This window comes from Streptomyces sp. NPDC101227, from assembly GCF_044767545.1.
Taxonomy (GTDB): domain Bacteria; phylum Actinomycetota; class Actinomycetes; order Streptomycetales; family Streptomycetaceae; genus Streptomyces.
In genome coordinates, this window is record NZ_JBIWOD010000007.1 from 34,376 (window position 1) to 50,002 (window position 15,627).

The 15,627-nt window shown below is 72.7% G+C and carries 15 protein-coding genes; 7 read left to right on the plus strand and 8 right to left on the minus strand.

Annotation, left to right across the window (positions count from 1 at the left end):
• Window positions 1–135: 135 nt before the first annotated feature.
• Complete coding sequence (locus tag ACIRPT_RS17805) at window positions 136–819, minus strand: O-methyltransferase (protein WP_403828022.1); 684 nt, start codon at window positions 817–819, stop codon at window positions 136–138.
• A 176-nt stretch (window positions 820–995) separates the two neighbouring features.
• Between ACIRPT_RS17805 and sigE the strand changes: the two genes are divergently transcribed.
• From sigE to ACIRPT_RS17830, 5 genes are all read left to right on the plus strand, one after another.
• The gene (gene sigE, locus ACIRPT_RS17810; protein ID WP_403502231.1) at window positions 996–1,766 is read left to right on the plus strand and encodes an RNA polymerase sigma factor SigE; all 771 of its coding nucleotides are present in this window, start codon (window positions 996–998) and stop codon (window positions 1,764–1,766) included.
• Window positions 1,763–2,740 (plus strand): zf-HC2 domain-containing protein, encoded by a 978-nt coding sequence (locus tag ACIRPT_RS17815; RefSeq protein WP_403828024.1) that lies wholly within the window; start codon window positions 1,763–1,765, stop codon window positions 2,738–2,740. The genes sigE and ACIRPT_RS17815 overlap by 4 nt, the downstream gene beginning before the upstream one ends.
• A 126-nt stretch (window positions 2,741–2,866) precedes the next feature.
• A complete protein-coding gene (locus ACIRPT_RS17820; RefSeq protein WP_403828026.1) occupies window positions 2,867–4,951 on the plus strand; it encodes a trypsin-like peptidase domain-containing protein in 2,085 nt (694 codons plus the stop codon).
• 116 nt (window positions 4,952–5,067) lie between these two features.
• The gene (locus ACIRPT_RS17825) at window positions 5,068–5,559 is read left to right on the plus strand and encodes a sec-independent translocase (RefSeq protein ID WP_403828028.1); all 492 of its coding nucleotides are present in this window, start codon (window positions 5,068–5,070) and stop codon (window positions 5,557–5,559) included.
• A 117-nt stretch (window positions 5,560–5,676) separates the two neighbouring features.
• Window positions 5,677–6,324: a hypothetical protein gene (locus ACIRPT_RS17830; RefSeq protein WP_403828030.1), complete on the plus strand. Its 648-nt coding sequence runs from the start codon at window positions 5,677–5,679 to the stop codon at window positions 6,322–6,324.
• Between the two features lie 138 nt (window positions 6,325–6,462).
• Here the strand turns inward: ACIRPT_RS17830 and ACIRPT_RS17835 are convergent, their stop codons facing one another.
• The 3 genes from ACIRPT_RS17835 to ACIRPT_RS17845 are packed head-to-tail and all read right to left on the minus strand — an operon-like array spanning window position 6,463 to window position 9,544.
• Window positions 6,463–7,629 (minus strand): Mrp/NBP35 family ATP-binding protein, encoded by a 1,167-nt coding sequence (locus tag ACIRPT_RS17835; protein WP_403828032.1) that lies wholly within the window; start codon window positions 7,627–7,629, stop codon window positions 6,463–6,465.
• Between the two features lie 42 nt (window positions 7,630–7,671).
• Complete coding sequence (locus ACIRPT_RS17840; protein ID WP_403501107.1) at window positions 7,672–8,256, minus strand: DUF1003 domain-containing protein; 585 nt, start codon at window positions 8,254–8,256, stop codon at window positions 7,672–7,674.
• Window positions 8,246–9,544: a magnesium transporter MgtE N-terminal domain-containing protein gene (locus tag ACIRPT_RS17845; RefSeq protein WP_403828034.1), complete on the minus strand. Its 1,299-nt coding sequence runs from the start codon at window positions 9,542–9,544 to the stop codon at window positions 8,246–8,248. The genes ACIRPT_RS17840 and ACIRPT_RS17845 overlap by 11 nt, the downstream gene beginning before the upstream one ends.
• 241 nt (window positions 9,545–9,785) lie before the next feature.
• Here ACIRPT_RS17845 and ACIRPT_RS17850 point away from each other — a divergent pair, with 241 nt between their 5' ends.
• Window positions 9,786–10,568: a hypothetical protein gene (locus ACIRPT_RS17850; protein ID WP_403828036.1), complete on the plus strand. Its 783-nt coding sequence runs from the start codon at window positions 9,786–9,788 to the stop codon at window positions 10,566–10,568.
• Between the two features lie 75 nt (window positions 10,569–10,643).
• Here ACIRPT_RS17850 and ACIRPT_RS17855 read toward each other — a convergent pair whose 3' ends face one another.
• The 3 genes from ACIRPT_RS17855 to ACIRPT_RS17865 all read right to left on the minus strand — a co-directional run bounded on the left by ACIRPT_RS17855 (window position 10,644) and on the right by ACIRPT_RS17865 (window position 13,030).
• Window positions 10,644–11,186 (minus strand): hypothetical protein, encoded by a 543-nt coding sequence (locus ACIRPT_RS17855; protein WP_403828038.1) that lies wholly within the window; start codon window positions 11,184–11,186, stop codon window positions 10,644–10,646.
• 65 nt (window positions 11,187–11,251) lie between these two features.
• Window positions 11,252–11,848 carry a hypothetical protein gene (locus ACIRPT_RS17860; protein WP_403828040.1) on the minus strand — a complete coding sequence of 199 codons (597 nt, stop codon included), beginning with the start codon at window positions 11,846–11,848 and terminating at the stop codon, window positions 11,252–11,254.
• A gap of 51 nt (window positions 11,849–11,899) precedes the next feature.
• A complete protein-coding gene (locus tag ACIRPT_RS17865) occupies window positions 11,900–13,030 on the minus strand; it encodes a magnesium and cobalt transport protein CorA (RefSeq protein ID WP_403501119.1) in 1,131 nt (376 codons plus the stop codon).
• A gap of 544 nt (window positions 13,031–13,574) precedes the next feature.
• Here ACIRPT_RS17865 and ACIRPT_RS17870 point away from each other — a divergent pair.
• The gene (locus ACIRPT_RS17870; protein WP_403828043.1) at window positions 13,575–14,162 is read left to right on the plus strand and encodes a suppressor of fused domain protein; all 588 of its coding nucleotides are present in this window, start codon (window positions 13,575–13,577) and stop codon (window positions 14,160–14,162) included.
• A gap of 139 nt (window positions 14,163–14,301) precedes the next feature.
• Here the strand turns inward: ACIRPT_RS17870 and ACIRPT_RS17875 are convergent, their stop codons facing one another.
• Window positions 14,302–15,534, minus strand: coding sequence for an MFS transporter (locus ACIRPT_RS17875; RefSeq protein ID WP_403828621.1), 1,233 nt, complete (start codon window positions 15,532–15,534; stop codon window positions 14,302–14,304).
• Window positions 15,535–15,627 lie beyond the last annotated feature (93 nt).

A 15,627-nucleotide genomic window follows, 5' to 3' on the forward strand; every position in this document is an offset into this window, starting at 1 on the left:
ACCCGCGGCGGTTTCCCCGGGGCTCCCCCGGGACCCCCCCGCCTAGTCCCCCGCCCCCGGCGGGCGGCGCCCCTAGAGGGCGCGCCGCCTGCCGGGGCCGTTTCGTTGCCGGAAACGCCCGCCCGCAGCGGCCGCTCAGCCGCGCTTGACCGCGCAGAGCAGGCCGTCGCCCACCGGCAGCAGCGACGGCACCAGCGCGGTGCTCTCCCGGATCGTGCGCAGCAGTTCCCGCAGCCGCAGCACCTCCGCGGGCTGCACCGCGGAATCGACCGTACGGCCGTCCGCGAAGACGCCCGCGAAGCACACCAGGCCGCCGGGGCGCAGCAGACGCAACGATTCAGCGAGGTACTCCAGGCACTCCATCAGGTCCCCGTCGCAGAAGACGAGGTCGTAGCCGCCGTCCGCGAGACGGGGCAGTACGTCCAGGGCGCGGCCGGGGATGAAGCGCGCGCGGTTGCCGGCGAAGCCCGCCTCGCGGAACGCCTGCTTGGCGAAGGTCTGCCGCTCGGGCTCGAGGTCGACGGTGGTCAGTACGCCGTCCGGCCGCATGCCGTGCAGGAGGTAGATGCCCGACACGCCCGTGCCGGTGCCGATCTCGGCGACCGCCTTGGCGTCCGCGGTGGCGGCGAGCATCCGCAGCGCCGCACCGGTGCCGGTCGTCACCGTACGGATGCCGGCCTCCCGCGCCCGCGCCCGGCACCAGCTCAGGGCGGCCTCGGCGGAGTCGTCGATGGTCCCGGCGCCGTACGCCTCGGCGAATGCCAAGTTCGTCTGCCGGTTGCCGGTAATGGCCCTCTCCTGTCCCCGTAGTTGACGCAACCGTGACTGTATCCGCTGTGTGCGGGAACCCGCAGATGGGACCGGGCGTTAACAAACAGCAGGGGGAAAAGCAGGGGGGATGCCCGGTGAAGACGGCGCAGGACACGGAGCAAGACCGGAGGCAGGACCAAATGCAGGTCAAAACTGCTTATCCGGAGCTAACGGGCGAGGTGGATATGGTAGGGGCTCTACTGGACACCACCAGAGCCACCAGGGGAGGTGCGGCTGCGGCGGGTGACCGAACGGCGCGAAGGCGCTGGAAGAGGTCGTCCTCCGAGCCGAAATCCGTGACAAACACTGCTGCAGGTCTCCGTACCACCGACTCCGCAACCACCGCGACCTTCGCCGAGGACGCGGATGCGCAGGCGTGGACCCCGCCCAGCTGGGAGGAGATCGTCAGCACGCACAGTGCGCGGGTCTACCGTCTCGCCTACCGTCTCAGCGGCAATCAGCACGACGCCGAGGACATCACCCAGGAAGTGTTCGTCCGCGTCTTCCGCTCCCTGTCGTCGTACAGCCCCGGCACCTTCGAGGGCTGGCTGCACCGCATCACGACCAACCTCTTCCTGGACATGGTCCGCCGCCGCCAGCGCATCCGCTTCGACTCGCTCGGTGACGACGCCGCCGAACGGCTCCCCAGCCGCGAGCCGGCGCCGCAGGAGCACTTCGACGACACCCACTTCGACGCCGACGTCCAGCACGCGCTGGACACCCTCGCGCCCGAGTTCCGGGCCGCGGTCGTCCTGTGCGACATCGAAGGCCTCTCGTACGAGGAGATCGCCGCGACCCTCGGCGTCAAGCTCGGCACGGTCCGCAGCCGGATCCACCGCGGCCGCTCCCATCTGCGCAAGGCGCTCAAGCACCGCTCCCCGGCGGCGCGCGCCGAGGAGCGCAAGCAGCAGCGGTCGCTGGCCGTGGTCTCCACCGGGGAGGTCGGGATCGCGTGAGCCTCAGTGGCGGTCCGTCCCCCGCCGAGCAGCATCTCGGCGACCGCCTCGCGGCCCTGGTCGACGGCGAGTTGGGGCATGACGCGCGCGAGCGGGTGCTCGCGCATCTTGCGACGTGCGGAAAATGCAAGGCAGAGGCCGACGCCCAGCGCCGGCTGAAGAACGTCTTCGCGCAGTCGGCGCCCCCGGGGCCCTCCGAGGGGCTGCTGGCGCGCCTCCAGGGGCTGCCCGGGGGCGATCCCGGCGGTCCCGGCAGCCGGCTCGGCGACGGCGGCCTCGGACGCGGCGGATTCGGACGCGGCGACTTCGCCAGGGGCGGCGGCTCGTTCGGCTATGTCCCCGGCAACGACCACGGCCGGCGGGCCGACCGCGCGCCGGCGGGCCTCGCCGCGCCGCCGCGGCAGCGCGGTTTCCGGGTCCACGAGGCCGAGCGGCCCGCGCCGCAGCGTCGCCGGTTCGCCTTCGCGGCGGCCGGCGCGGTCTCGCTCGCGGCCTTCGCGCTCGGCGGCGCCCTCCCGCTGGAGGCGGCCGTCGACATGCCCGGTGGCCGCCCCGACGGCGGCGGCACGGCCGTCACACCGCTCAGCGCCACCCCCGTGGCGGGCAGTGGTTCGCTGACCCGCACCGGCGAATTCCTCACGACCGACGACTTCCGCACGGGCACCGGCGCGCGGGGCGGCGCTCCCACCGTCGCCCCGGCCCCCAGCGCCATGAGCCTGTACGCCCCCGGCGCGGTGTTCCCGCACCACCCCTCGCCGGTCCCGGACCCCGGCGGACGTTTCGGTCTCTCGCCCCTGATAGCCGCGACGGGCCCGGCCTCGCCGTACCACCACCCCCCGATGGCCGCCGGGACCGGCAACGCGCCCGCCCGCGCCTTTCCCCCGCTTCCCCCACTGGAGCCCAAGCGCCATCTGATCGGCTCCGCCGCCCCCGCCGGCCCCGTCGCACCCGGTGCAACTCCCGACCGGCACTGACCGCGCACTGCGCAGCCCCGCGCAGAACTGGTTGAATCCCTGTTGGGCGGCGCGCCCCTGTCCGGGGGCGCGGGCCGCGAGGTGGCGGTGGCCCGCGCGTGACCGCGGGCGAAAAATGGGGAGAGCATGGACGACGGTAAGGCCGCCGGGCCGAAGCTGAAGTGGTGGAGCCGCCCGGGACGCCCGGTGACGCAGCCGCCCACCGAAGCCGGTCCGCAGACACCGGCGCCGCCCGCCGACCGCACGGCCGTGGCGGCCGCCGGGTTCCCGGGCGGATCGGCGGACGAGGACTGGACCGTACGGCCGCCGGAGCGCGGCGACGGCGAGGCGGCCGCGACGGCCGGTGCGCCGGAGCCCGCCGATGCGGCAGCCACCGCAGCCAGCTCCGTTACGGCCGAAGCGGCGCCCGACGAGGACTGGACGGTCCGGCCGCCGGACGACGCCGGACGCGATGCGGCCGCGACGCCCGAGCCCTCGACTGTGACGCTCGGTCAGCTCGGCGCCGGTACGCGGGAGGAGACCGCGGCCACGGTCACGGCCGGGTCGCACGCCGCGCCGGAGCGGCCGCGGCCGCTGCACGCCGAGGACCCGTACGGCACGCCCCCGTACGGCGGCCCCGGGCCCTGGGCGCCCGCGCCGCCCGTCCAGCGGCCGATGGCGACCCCGGCCCAGGGCACCAGGCTCCCTCCGTACGCCATGCCCGCGCAGGCACCCGTGCCCGGCGCCTCCTACCCCGGCCCGGCCCCGCAGCCGCCGGCCGCCACCGGCGCGCCCGTCCCGCAGCCACCGGCCGGCGCCGCGCAGTCCGCCCCCGCCCCCGCGGGCCACGACCGTCCCTCCCTCCAGAAGTCCGCCGCCCCCCAGGAGCCCGCCCCCACCCCGCCCGACGCCCCCGACACCACCGCCTTCGTTCCCCACCCCGGCGGCGGCGGCCCCCGCCCCGCCGGGAGCCGGCCGGCGGTCCTCGGCGGCCACGGCCCCGCCCGCGTTCCGGCCCCGGCGCCGGTCCCCGCGCCCACCGGCGCCTGGCAGCAGTACGACCCCTGGAGCGCACCCCAGCACGGCGGCCCCGCCGCGCCCCCGCCGCCCGGCAGCCGGCGCGGCAGGCGCGCGCCGCTGGTGGCCGGCGCGGTGGCCCTCGCGCTGCTCGCGGGCGGTGTCGGCGGCGTCATCGGCGCGTACATCGAGCGGTACGGCGGCATCAACGACATCCGGCTCCCGCAGGCCGCCGACGACGGCGGGGTCCGCAACCCCGACAGCGTCGCCGGGATCGCCCAGCGGGCGCTGCCCGGCGTGGTCACCCTCCACGTACGCGGCAGCGCCGAGCAGGGCACCGGCACCGGCTTCGTCCTCGACCGGGAGGGCCACATCCTCACCAACAACCACGTCGTCGAGCCGGCCGGCACCGGCGGCGAGATATCGGTGACGTTCAGCGGCGGCCAGACGGCCAAGGCCAAGGTCGTCGGACAGGACGGCGGCTATGACCTCGCCGTCGTCCAGGTGCAGGGCGTCACCGGACTGCGGCCGCTGACCCTCGGAAACTCCGACGCGGTGCGGGTCGGCGACCCGGTCGTGGCGATCGGCGCCCCCTACGACCTGGCCAACACCGTCACCTCCGGCATCATCAGCGCCAAGCAGCGCCCGATCACCGCCGGCGGCAGCAAGGGGGACGGGAGCGATGTGTCGTACGTCGACGCCCTGCAGACCGACGCCCCGATAAACCCGGGCAACTCCGGCGGCCCGCTGGTGGACGCCAAGGCGCGGGTGATCGGCATCAACAGCGCCATCCGGGCGGCCGACACCGGCAGCGGCCAGGAGGCCGGCGGCCAGGGCGGCAGCATCGGCCTGGGCTTCGCCATACCGATCAACCAGGCCAAGCGGGTGGCCGAGGAACTGATCAACAGCGGCCGGGCGACACACCCGGTGATCGGCGTCATGCTCGAGATGGAGTACGCCGGGGACGGCGCGCGGGTCAGCGCACGGAGCAAGGACGGAAAGGCGGCGGTCACCCCGGGCGGCCCCGGCGCCAAGGCCGGGATCAGGGCCGGCGATGTGATCACCAAGGTGGACGGTGCGCCGGTGCACAGCGGCGAGGAGCTGATCGTCAAGATCCGCAGCCACCGGCCCGGCGACACGCTGATGCTGAGCCTCCAAAGGGGCGGAAAGGAGCGGACCGTTCGGCTGACGCTGGGCTCCTCCAGCAGCGGCTGATCGTTTGCCCCGTGTTGGCACGGGTGACTCCCGCCGGACGCAGCGGGCCAGGTACCGTGATAGTCGGCCTGGCCCCTAGGCCAACGAAGGCCGCGGATATTCCAAGGAGCTGCAAGGTGTTCTTCGACATAGGACCCCTCGAGCTGGTCGCGCTCGTGATCCTTGCGGTGCTCATCTTCGGACCGGACAAGCTGCCCAAGGTCATTCACGACGTCATGAGCTTCATCCGGAAGGTGCGCGCATTCTCCGACAGCGCCAAGGAGGACATCCGCAGCGAGCTGGGACCGGAATTCAAGGACTTCGAGTTCGAGGACCTCAAGCCCAAGAATTTCGTCCGCAAGCACGTCCTGGAGAAGGACGAATACGGCCTCAAGGACCTCCAGGAGATCCGTAACGGCTTCGACTTCAGGTCCGAGATGGCCGATCTCGAGGACGTCGTCCACGGCCGCGACAGCGCCGATGACGCGCCCGCGGGCCGCTCGAACGGCGCACGGGCCAACCTCTCCAAGGAACCCGTGTCCGGCGCCTCCGGCCGCCCCGACCTGGCCAAGAAGGGCGACCGGGCCCCGTCGCCGGAACGTCCGCCATTCGACGCCGACGCCACCTGATACTCCCGTATGCCCGGCTGTGTTGACCCCTATGGCTATGCTCCCGGTGTCCGGGGTGAGGACGCCTGAGGGGGGCGGGCCGCCCACGACGCAGGGCAACAAGGAGGCGCCGCGCAGATGGAGACGACGAGTCCGACACCGACCCATGAGGTGTCAGCCGACGCCGGCCGGAAGGTCGACGGCTATCTGCTGGCCGCGTTCCCGTGGTACGGCCTCGACGAGGCGTTCAGCGGGCCACGCTGGCTGATGCAGGTCGGTGCGGCCGCGGACGGCACCGTCGAGCACGGTGCCACCGGGCACGGCCAGGAGCCGACCATAAAGGTGGACACGGGCAAGGACGAGGACCGGTTCGCGGTCGTGGTCACCGTCGCCAGCAGGCCCGTACGGCGCAGCGCCGACGGCACCGGCGTCCTGGAGGCCACCTCGGTCTCCACGGCCGCCTGGCTCGCCGGTTCCGGGCTGCTCGCGCAGACCTGGCCGTCCCATATGGACCGGGTGCTGCGCCAGGACTGGCTGGACCAGCAGACGATGATCGCCTGGGAGCTGGCCGACGATCTGGCCGGCGAGAGCTGGAGCGAGCTGATGCTGCCGGTGGACGGCGTGCCGATGCCGTTCCGCTATCGCGAGTCCGAGTACGGCTGGGTGCTGGCCGGCACGTCGAGCGACGGCGCCGAGGCGGTGCACATCGGCGCGTACGGGCGCGGGATGAGCGCCTACGGCCTCGGATTCTCCGTCGTCAAGGACATCAGCTCGTACGAGGAATGACCGGCGGGGGCAGGCCCCGCAGCCCCCGTCCCCGGAGGCGGGGAACGAGGAAGGGGCGGACCCGGCGGGCCCGCCCCTGCGACGTCGGTCCGGCGGGCCGCCGTCCCGCGGCCCGCGCCTCGTCAGTGCCTCACGGCGTCAGAACTTGTTGCGCGGCGTGATCCCCAGCGACATGCCCGACAGGCCCCGCTGGCGGCCGCCCAGCTTGCCCGCGATGGCGCGGATCGCCGAGCCGGCGGGGGAGTCCGGGTCGGTCAGCACGACCGGCTTGCCCTCGTCGCCGCCCTCGCGCAGCCGGACGTCGATCGGGATGGCGCCGAGCACCGGCACCTGCGTGCCGGTCGTCTTCGTCAGACCCTCGGCCACCCGCTCGCCGCCGCCGGTGCCGAAGACATCGACCATCTCGTCGCAGTGCGGGCAGGGCAGCCCGGACATGTTCTCGACCACGCCGACGATCTTCTGGTGGGTCTGCACGGCGATCGAACCGGCCCGCTCGGCGACCTCGGCCGCGGCCTGCTGCGGGGTCGTGACCACCAGGATCTCGGCGTTCGGGACGAGCTGCGCCACCGAGATGGCGATGTCGCCCGTGCCCGGGGGCAGGTCCAGCAGCAGCACGTCCAGGTCGCCCCAGTACACATCGGCGAGGAACTGCTGGAGCGCGCGGTGCAGCATCGGGCCGCGCCAGACCACCGGGGCGTTGCCCGGGGTGAACATGCCGATCGAGATGACCTTCACGCCGTTCGCCGACGGCGGCATGATCATGTTCTCGACCTGGGTGGGCTTGCCGTCGGCGCCCAGCATCCGCGGCACGGAGTGGCCGTAGATGTCCGCGTCGACGACACCGACCTTCAGGCCGTCGGCCGCCATCGCCGCGGCGAGGTTCACGGTCACCGACGACTTGCCGACGCCGCCCTTGCCGGAGGCGACGGCGTAGACCCGGGTCAGCGAACCGGGCTGGGCGAACGGCACCTCGCGCTCGGCGGTACCGCCGCGCAGCGACGTCGCCAGCTCCTTGCGCTGCTCGTCGCTCATCACCTCGAGGTCGACCTGGACGCCGGTGACGCCCTCGACCCCGGCGACCGCGTCGCGCACGTTGTTGGTGATCGTCTCGCGCATCGGGCAGCCGGAGACGGTGAGGTAGACCACGACCGCCACCGCGCCGTCGGCCGCGATCTCCACCGATTTGACCATCCCCAGATCGGTGATGGGACGGTGGATCTCGGGGTCGTTCACCGTCGCGAGCGCGGCGCGGACCGCATCCTCGCTCGGTGCGGAGCCATTGGGCTGGGGCGTGTCGGTAGCCATGCACCGATGGTACGGCGCTGGAGCGGGCCTCCGGTAAGGCCGTCAGCGGTCGCGTTCGTCACTCTCCGCCTCGACCATCCCGCGCAGCTCCAGGTCACGCATCAGGTCCTCCAGCTCGGAGCGGATCCAGTCGCGGGTGGCGACCTCGCCCAGACCCAGCCGCAGCGCGGCGATCTCCCGGGTCAGATATTCGGTGTCGGCGATGGAGCGCTCGTTCTGCGCGCGGTCCTGCTCCTGGGAGACCCGGTCGCGGTCGGCCTGGCGGTTCTGCGCCAGCAGGATCAGCGGCGCCGCGTACGAGGCCTGCAGCGACAGCGCCAGCGTCAGGAAGATGAAGGGGTACTCGTCGAATCGCAGATGGCCGGGCGCCAGCGCGTTCCAGCCGATCCACACGATGACGATGACCGTCATCCAGACGATGAACCGGCCGGTCCCCAGGAAGCGGGCGATCTTCTCCGACAGCCGCCCGAACGCCTCCGGGTCGTACTCCGGCCAGAACGTACGGCGCGGCACCCGCGGCAGGTCCAGGCGCACCCGCGGCCGGTCGGGCGGGCCGCCGCGGCGCACCGCGGAGGCGCCGTGGGTCCGCGCCCGCTCCTTGCCGCCGTCCCGCTCCTCAGCGCCCATCCGCGGCACCCCGCAGCGCCTGCGCGCCGGCCGGGACCGAGCCGTGCATCTCGGCCTCCCGCCAGTCGTCCGGCAGCAGATGGTCCAGCACGTCATCGACGGTGACCGCGCCCAGCAGCGAACCGCTCTCGTCCACGACCGGCGCGGAGACCATGTTGTACGCCGCCAGATAGCGGGTCACCTCGGGCAGCGGGGTGTCGGGGGGCAGGGCCGGCAGATCGGTGTCCGCGATGGAGCTGACGAGCGTGAACGGCGGATCGCGCAGCAGCCGCTGGAAGTGGACCAGGCCCAGATACTTGCCGGTGGGGGTCTCGTCGGGCGGGCGGCAGACATACACCTGGGCGGCGAGCGAGGGCGAGAGATCGGGGTCGCGCACCCGGGCCAGCGCGTCCGCGACCGTCGCGTCCGGGCGCAGCACGATCGGCTCGGTCGTCATCAGCCCGCCGGCCGTGCGCTCCTCGTACGACATCAGCCGCCGCACATCCGCGGCCTCCTCCGGCCGCATCAGGGTCAGCAGCCGCTCCTTCTCCTCCTCCGGCAGCTCCGAGAGCAGATCGGCGGCGTCGTCCGGGTCCATCGCCTCCAGGACGTCGGCGGCCCGTTCGTCCTTCAGCTTGCCGATGATCTCGATCTGGTCGTCCTCCGGCAGCTCCTCCAGGACGTCGGCCAACCGGTCGTCGTCGAGCGCCGCGGCGACCTCGGCGCGCCGCTTGGCGGACAGGTGGTGCAGTACGCCCGCGAGATCGGCGGGCCGCAGCTGCTCGAAGGTGGCCAGCAGGTTCTCCGCGCCCTGCCCGTGCTCCTCCAGCGAGAAGCCGGTCACCGCCGACCACTCCAGGGTCAGCGTCTCCCCCTTGCGGCGCAGCGCCCCGCCCTTGCCGCGCCGTACGAAGACCTTGTCGATCTCCCAGTCGCGGCGGGCCGGCAGCTGGATGATGCCGATGTCGAGGACCGTGACCTCCTCGCCGGATTCCACCAGCCGCACCCGGCGGTCCAGCAGCTCGCCCAGCACCAGCGTCTCGGAGGCGCGCTGTTCGAAGCGCCGCATATTGATCACGCCGGTGGTGATGACCTGGCCGGACTCCACTCCGGTCACCCGCGTCATGGGCAGGAAGATGCGCCGCCTGCTGATCACCTCGACGACCAGGCCCAGCAGCCGCGGCGGCCGCGCGCCGACCCGCAGCATCGCCACCAGGTCCCGCACCCGGCCCACCTGATCGCCGTTGGGGTCGAAGACGGCGACGCCGGAGATATGGGAGACGAAGACCCGGGGAGTGACCACTGCCATGCGCAGCGCCTCCCTTTCTCCCGTTCTGCCCCGAATGACCCTCGAGTCGGCTTCAGGCTAACGCGCCCGGGACGGCCGCGCCCCGGGGAGAACGGCCGTATGGTGGCCCGGCATCGGGCCGTGCACAGCCGCCCGCACGGTCGTACGGGTGTCCTGTCCACACCCCGCCGAAAACCGCGCACGGCCCAGGTACGCTGCCGTACTGCTGTCGAGGTCACCCGCATCAGGAGGCAGAGCCCACGTGACTGCTACCCCCTTGGGGACGCGCCCCCGAACCCTGACCGGCCGCCGTCGTACGGGACGTGCGGCGCTCGTCGGGGCGGTGTGCGCGGGACTGGCCGCGGCGCTCGCGGGCTGCGGCGGCGAGGACCCGGACGCCGGCACCAACGGCGTCGGCAAGCTGCCCGCCGCAAAGATCGAATCCAAGGCGCGGGCGGCCGCCCAGCAGGCCGATACGGTCCGGCTCTCCGGCAATGTCGTCAGCCAGGGCCGCACCTACAAGCTCGATATGCGGCTCGCGAAGAACGGCGCCAAGGGCGAGCTGAGCACCAAGGCGGCGGCCTTCTCGCTGCTGCGGGTGGGCAGCGCGCTCTACCTCAAGGCGGACGCCGCCTTCTGGGCCGGCGAGAAGGGCGCCAAATCCGGTACGCCCGACGAGTCCGCCGCGGCCAAACTCGGCGGCAAGTACGTCAAGGTGCCGGCCGCCGACCCCGTCTACAAGCGCTTCAGCGGCTTCACCGACAAGGACACGCTACTGGGCAGCCTGCTCGGGCTGCACGGCAAGCTGGCCACCGGCGACCGCAGCGACATCGACGGCGTCCGCACCATCCGCCTCACCGCGGCCGCGGGCGCCGGCGGCACCCTGGACGTCTCCCTGGAGGGCACGCCGTATCCGCTCCGTCTCCAGCGCGCGGGCGGCGCGGGCGTGGTCCGGCTCGCCGACTGGGGCAAGAGCGTGGACCTCAAGGCGCCGGCGAAGGACCAGGTCGTGGACTACGGCTCGCGGGTCTCGGGACGGGGCTGAGGGACTGAGGGACTGAGGGGGCTTCAGGGGAGCGAGGGGCATGGCCCCTGAGGCCGGCCGAACGGCGACCGTCGGCTAGCCCTTGCGGCCCCGCCGCAGCAGCTTCGGCAGCGCGGCGGGTGCCGGCCGGCGGGTGGTGGCGGGCGTCGCCAGCGGCGGCGCGGCATGCGATTCCGCCGGCATCCGGCCGGGACGCTGCGCCGCCTCCGCCCCGCAGGGCTCCAGCCGCAGCACCCGGCACTCCCGCGCCCAGCGCTCCAGGAGGGTGTCCGCATCCGGGGCGTTGAGCCGCTTGCCCTTCAGCTCCTCGACCGCGCCCCGCCAGGCCTCACTCTCCGGCACCAGCTCATGGACCCGCGCCTGCCAGGCGACCAGCCGCCCGCCCTTGTCCTTGCTCCGCACGGTGACGGTCGCCGTACCGCCGTCGGTCAGCCCGAGGTCGGCCAGCGGCTGCTCGCCCGCCCCGCCCCCGATCAGACAGGCGGCCCCGTCGTGCCACAGATGCCACAGCGCCCGCGCGGGACCCGCCGTCCCCCGCACCCAGATCAGGCCGGACTTCTTCGTGGCCTCTTCGATGAGCGCCCGATCCTGCAGGGCCTGCGACACGATCTCCGTCATGCGGTTCAGCCTAATGGGCCCGGTCCCGGCGGCCCGGGGCCGCCCAGGCGCTGAGACGCGACTCCTCAGCCGAGGAAGGCGCGGGCGAACCCCGCCAGATTCTGCGGGCAGGCCCATATCTCGCGGGTGAGCCGGCCGCCGTACCAGGACTCCCGCCACTCCTCGTCGACGTACCCCGCCTCGTCGGCGAGCTCCTCGGCGAGCACCGCCTCGTGATCCGCGTCCCGCTCGGGATGGGCCAGCATCTCCAGGACGAGCGGGAAGTTCTCCAGTTCGCCGTCCTCCGGGACGTCGTCGCAGGGATGCGCAGGGTGCTCACAGGAGGCGTCCCGGGGAGCGCACAGGACCCCCATCACGTCTCTGACCCGGCGCTCGGACTCCGCATGGGGCCGGGCGTGGATCACATAGCCCCCGACGTAGTACAGCCCGAGCGTCCACAGAGCCGTCTGCGTACCGCCCTGCGCGGCACTCGCCTCGAGGTGCCGCGCGCACTCGAGCACGGCGTGCCGGCCGCTGCCGAGGTAATAGCCCTGGTGCAGGCTCTCCCAGTCACGGGCCAGTGCATCCCATTCCTCGGGCGTGGCCGGCGCCTCGACAGGCACCGACCGGTCCTCCTCGTGGAGCTGGTCCTCGGGGCTCCTGGCCCTCACCTCACCGGTCATGCTCCCGAGGATGGCACGAGGGACTGACAACGCCCGGCTCCAACGCCTGCGTCAGAGCCACCCGTTGCGCTTGAACCCCCGGTGGATGCCGAAGCAGATGGCGACCGTCACCAGCATCATCGCCGGGTAGCCGAACTTCCAGTGCAGCTCCGGCATGTACGTGAAGTTCATGCCGTAGATCCCGGCGATCATCGTCGGTACGGCGAAGATCGCCGCCCAGGCCGTGATCTTGCGCATGTCCTCGTTCTGCGCGACGGCCGCCTGCGCGAGGTTGGCCTGGAGGATGGAGTTGAGCAGATCGTCGAAGGAGAGCACCTGCTCGTTGACCCGGGCCAGGTGGTCGGCCACATCCCGGAAGTACTTCTGGATGTCCGCGTCGACCAGCCGCATCGGCCGCTCGCTCAGCAGCTGCATGGGCCGCAGCAGCGGCGACACGGCGCGCTTGAACTCCAGTACCTCGCGCTTGAGTTGGTAGATCCGCCCGGCATCGCCGCCCTTCGCGGACGAGCCCTTGGCGCCGGGCCCCTTCCCGTTGGTGCCGGAGCTGAAGACGTCGATCTCCACCTCGTCGATGTCGTCCTGCACCGCACCCGCGACCGCCATGTAGCCGTCGACCACCTGGTCGGCGATGGCGTGCAGTACCGCTGACGGGCCCTTGGCCAGCAGCTCCGGGTCGTCCTGGAGCCGGTGCCGCAGGGCGCGCAGCGAGCCCTGGCCGCCGTGCCGCACGGTCACGATGAAGTCCCGGCCGGTGAAGCACATCACCTCGCCGGTCTCCACGACCTCGCTGGTCGCGGTCAGCTCGGCGTGCTCGACGTAGTGGACCGTCTTGAAGACGGTGAACAGGGTGTCGTCGTAGCGCTCCAGCTTGGGTCGCTGGTGGGCGTGGACGGCGTCCTCGACGGCGAGCGGGTGCAGCCCGAACTCCTGGGCAATACCGGCGAATTCGGCCTCGGTGGGCTCATGCAGCCCGATCCAGGCGAAACCGCCGTCGGCGCGGACGCTCGCCATCGCCTGGGCGGGGGTGACGTGCTCACTCACCCGGCGGCCCTCGCGGTAGACACCGCAGTCCACGATGGCGCTGTTGGCGCAGGCCGGGGCGGTGGTCTCGTAGTGGTAGGGGGCGTCGTCGCGGCGCCGGGACGGGCGGACGGCGGCGCGCAGGTCGCGGATCATCGACATGGCTGGCTCCTTCACGGGCCGGCCGTCAGCCGGGGCGCGGGGCGTAACGCTGCCCGGAACGTGGACGTACGAGGCATCCTTGGCCGTACGTCCGCAAAGCGGGCGGCGCTCCGTGCGGTGATACTGACGGCAGTTCGCAGAACACGGAAATTGAGAGTCGAAGGCGCTCTTCCGTCATCTACATCCGGCGCAAAGGAACTTCCCGAACTTCGCGGGTTTCGCCGCATGGCGGCGGGGTACGGAAGCTCTCGGATCAGGAGATTCGCTGCGCGAGGGGGATGACAGGAGAACTATCGGTACTGCACGGTCGACTCGGATCCACCGCAGCCCCACCTCCTCCGGCCGGTCCCCGCTGGGGGACGACGTCATTCCCTGACCAGACGGCAAGGCTATCAGCCGTCTGAAGCGTTACGGTGCCGCTTTGCCTGTTCGATACCAAGGGTGGCGGAGCAGCGTGGGTCCCTCCGGAGGCAGTCCGGAGGAAGCTCGTCCGGGACCGCAGCGCGGCGGCGGTCGGGCGAGGGGCCGGCCGTATGCTCGCGGCATGTCTGACGTTCTTGAGCTGGTCGAGGCCCGGTTGCGTACGACTCTGGGCGAACCGGACGCGCGCGCCGCCGTCACCTTCCTCGGTACCGACCGTATCGAGGTCCTCCGTTTCGTGGACAACGGAGTGGTGCGCTACGCCACGCTCGGGATGTCCGCCCAGCCCATGGCCGACCCCACCGCGGTGGTCGCCGACCCTCTGCGCGGCCCCCGCGCCGAGCTGGTCCTGACCGTACGGGGCGGCCGCGCCGACACCGACAAGGTCCTCCGCCCGCTCGCCGTCCTCGGCGCATCCCCCCAGGTCGAGGGGGTGGTCGTGGCCCCGGGCGCCTCACTGGACGTGGGGGAGCCGCTGTGGCCCGGCGCGCCCTTCACCTCGGTCCTGGTCGCCGAGCCCGGCGGGCTGATCGAGGACCTGGAGCTGGACGAGCCGCTCGACCCGGTCCGCTTCCTTCCCCTCCTGCCGATGACGCCCAACGAGGCGGCCTGGAAGCGGGTGCACGGCGCCGAGGCCCTCCAGGAGCGCTGGCTGCGCCACGGCACGGACCTGCGGGACCCCCTGCGCACGGGCGTACCGCTCGAGGACTGAAGGGGGCGCGCGAAGCCGAGCCGCGGCGTCGGCTGTCCGCCGGGCATCGTGGCCGCGGGGTGGCGTTGTGGGTGTGGCGGCCTGACGGCCCGTCCGAGCGGACGGGCCGTCAGACCGCGTACGGGGCAGTCGTCGGCCGTCAGCCGGCGAAGGCCGTGACGCCGTCCTCCATGGCGCGGAGCGGCTCCGGCTCCTCGGCCGGGAGGGTCAGCGCGCGGCGGCGGACGGCGACGATGCCGGCGCCGGTCACCGCCGCGAGGGCCGCGACCACGAACGGGATGTGGATGTCGGACCACTCCTCGATCTTGGGCGCGAGGAAGGGTGCGGCGGCCGCCGCGAACCAGCGCACGAAGTTGTAGCCGGCGCTCGCCACCGGGCGGGGCACGTCCGACAGGCCCAGGGCGAGCTCGGTGAAGACGGTGTTGTTCAGGCCGATGAAGGCGCCGGAGAGGACCGTGCAGACGACGGCGGTGATGTGGTTGCCGTAGCCCAGGACGAGCAGGTCGACGGCGAGCAGCAGCAGCGAACCGCCCAGCACCTTCAGTGAGCCGAAGCGGTGCTGGAGCCGCGGCGCGACGATCACCGAGAAGACCGCGAGCAGCACACCCCAGGCGAAGAAGACGCCGCCGGACTTGTACGGCGACATGTTCAGCACGAACGGGGTGAAGGCCAGCACCGTGAAGAACGCGTAGTTGTAGAAGAAGGCCGAGGCGGCGGCGGAGGCGAGGCCGCCGTGGCCGAGGGCCTTGACGGGATCCAGCAGCGCGGTCTTGCGCGCGGGCTTCGGCTGTTCCTCGAGGAAGACCGTGATGGCGAGGAAGCCGATGGCCATCAGGGCGGCGGTGCCGAAGAACGGGTAGCGCCACTTCATGTCGCCGAGGACCGCGCCGAGCAGCGGGCCGCAGGCCATGCCGAGCCCGAGGGCGGACTCGTACAGCAGGATCGCCGCCGCCCCGCCGCCCGCCCGTCGCCCGCCACCGCCCCGAGCGGAATCGCTGCGCGATGCCCCTATCGGATTCGCCGCGCCCACTATGACCGCCAGCGACGTCGAGACGAAGAGCGCGTTGCCCAGGCCCCAGCCGGCCCGGAAGCCGACCAGCTCGCCGACCGAGCCGGACACGCCGGAGAGCGCGGCGAAGACCACGACCAGGGCGAGCCCGGCCAGCAGGGTCTTGCGGCCGCCGATGCGGCTGGACACGAAGCCGGTGACCAGCATCGCGATGGCGGTGATCAGGAAGTAGGAGGTGAACAGGAGGGAGACCTGGCTGTTGGAGGCGTGCAGGCCCCGGGCGATGGACGGGAGGATCGGGTCGACGAGGCCGATGCCCATGAACGCCACGACCGAGGCGCCGGCGGTGGCCCAGACCGCCATCGGCTGGCGCAGGATCGATGTCCCGCCCTCGTCGGACGCAGTGTCGTCGGCGTCGCTGTGGCCGCTGCTCTCGGTGTCGCTCGTCACGCTGCG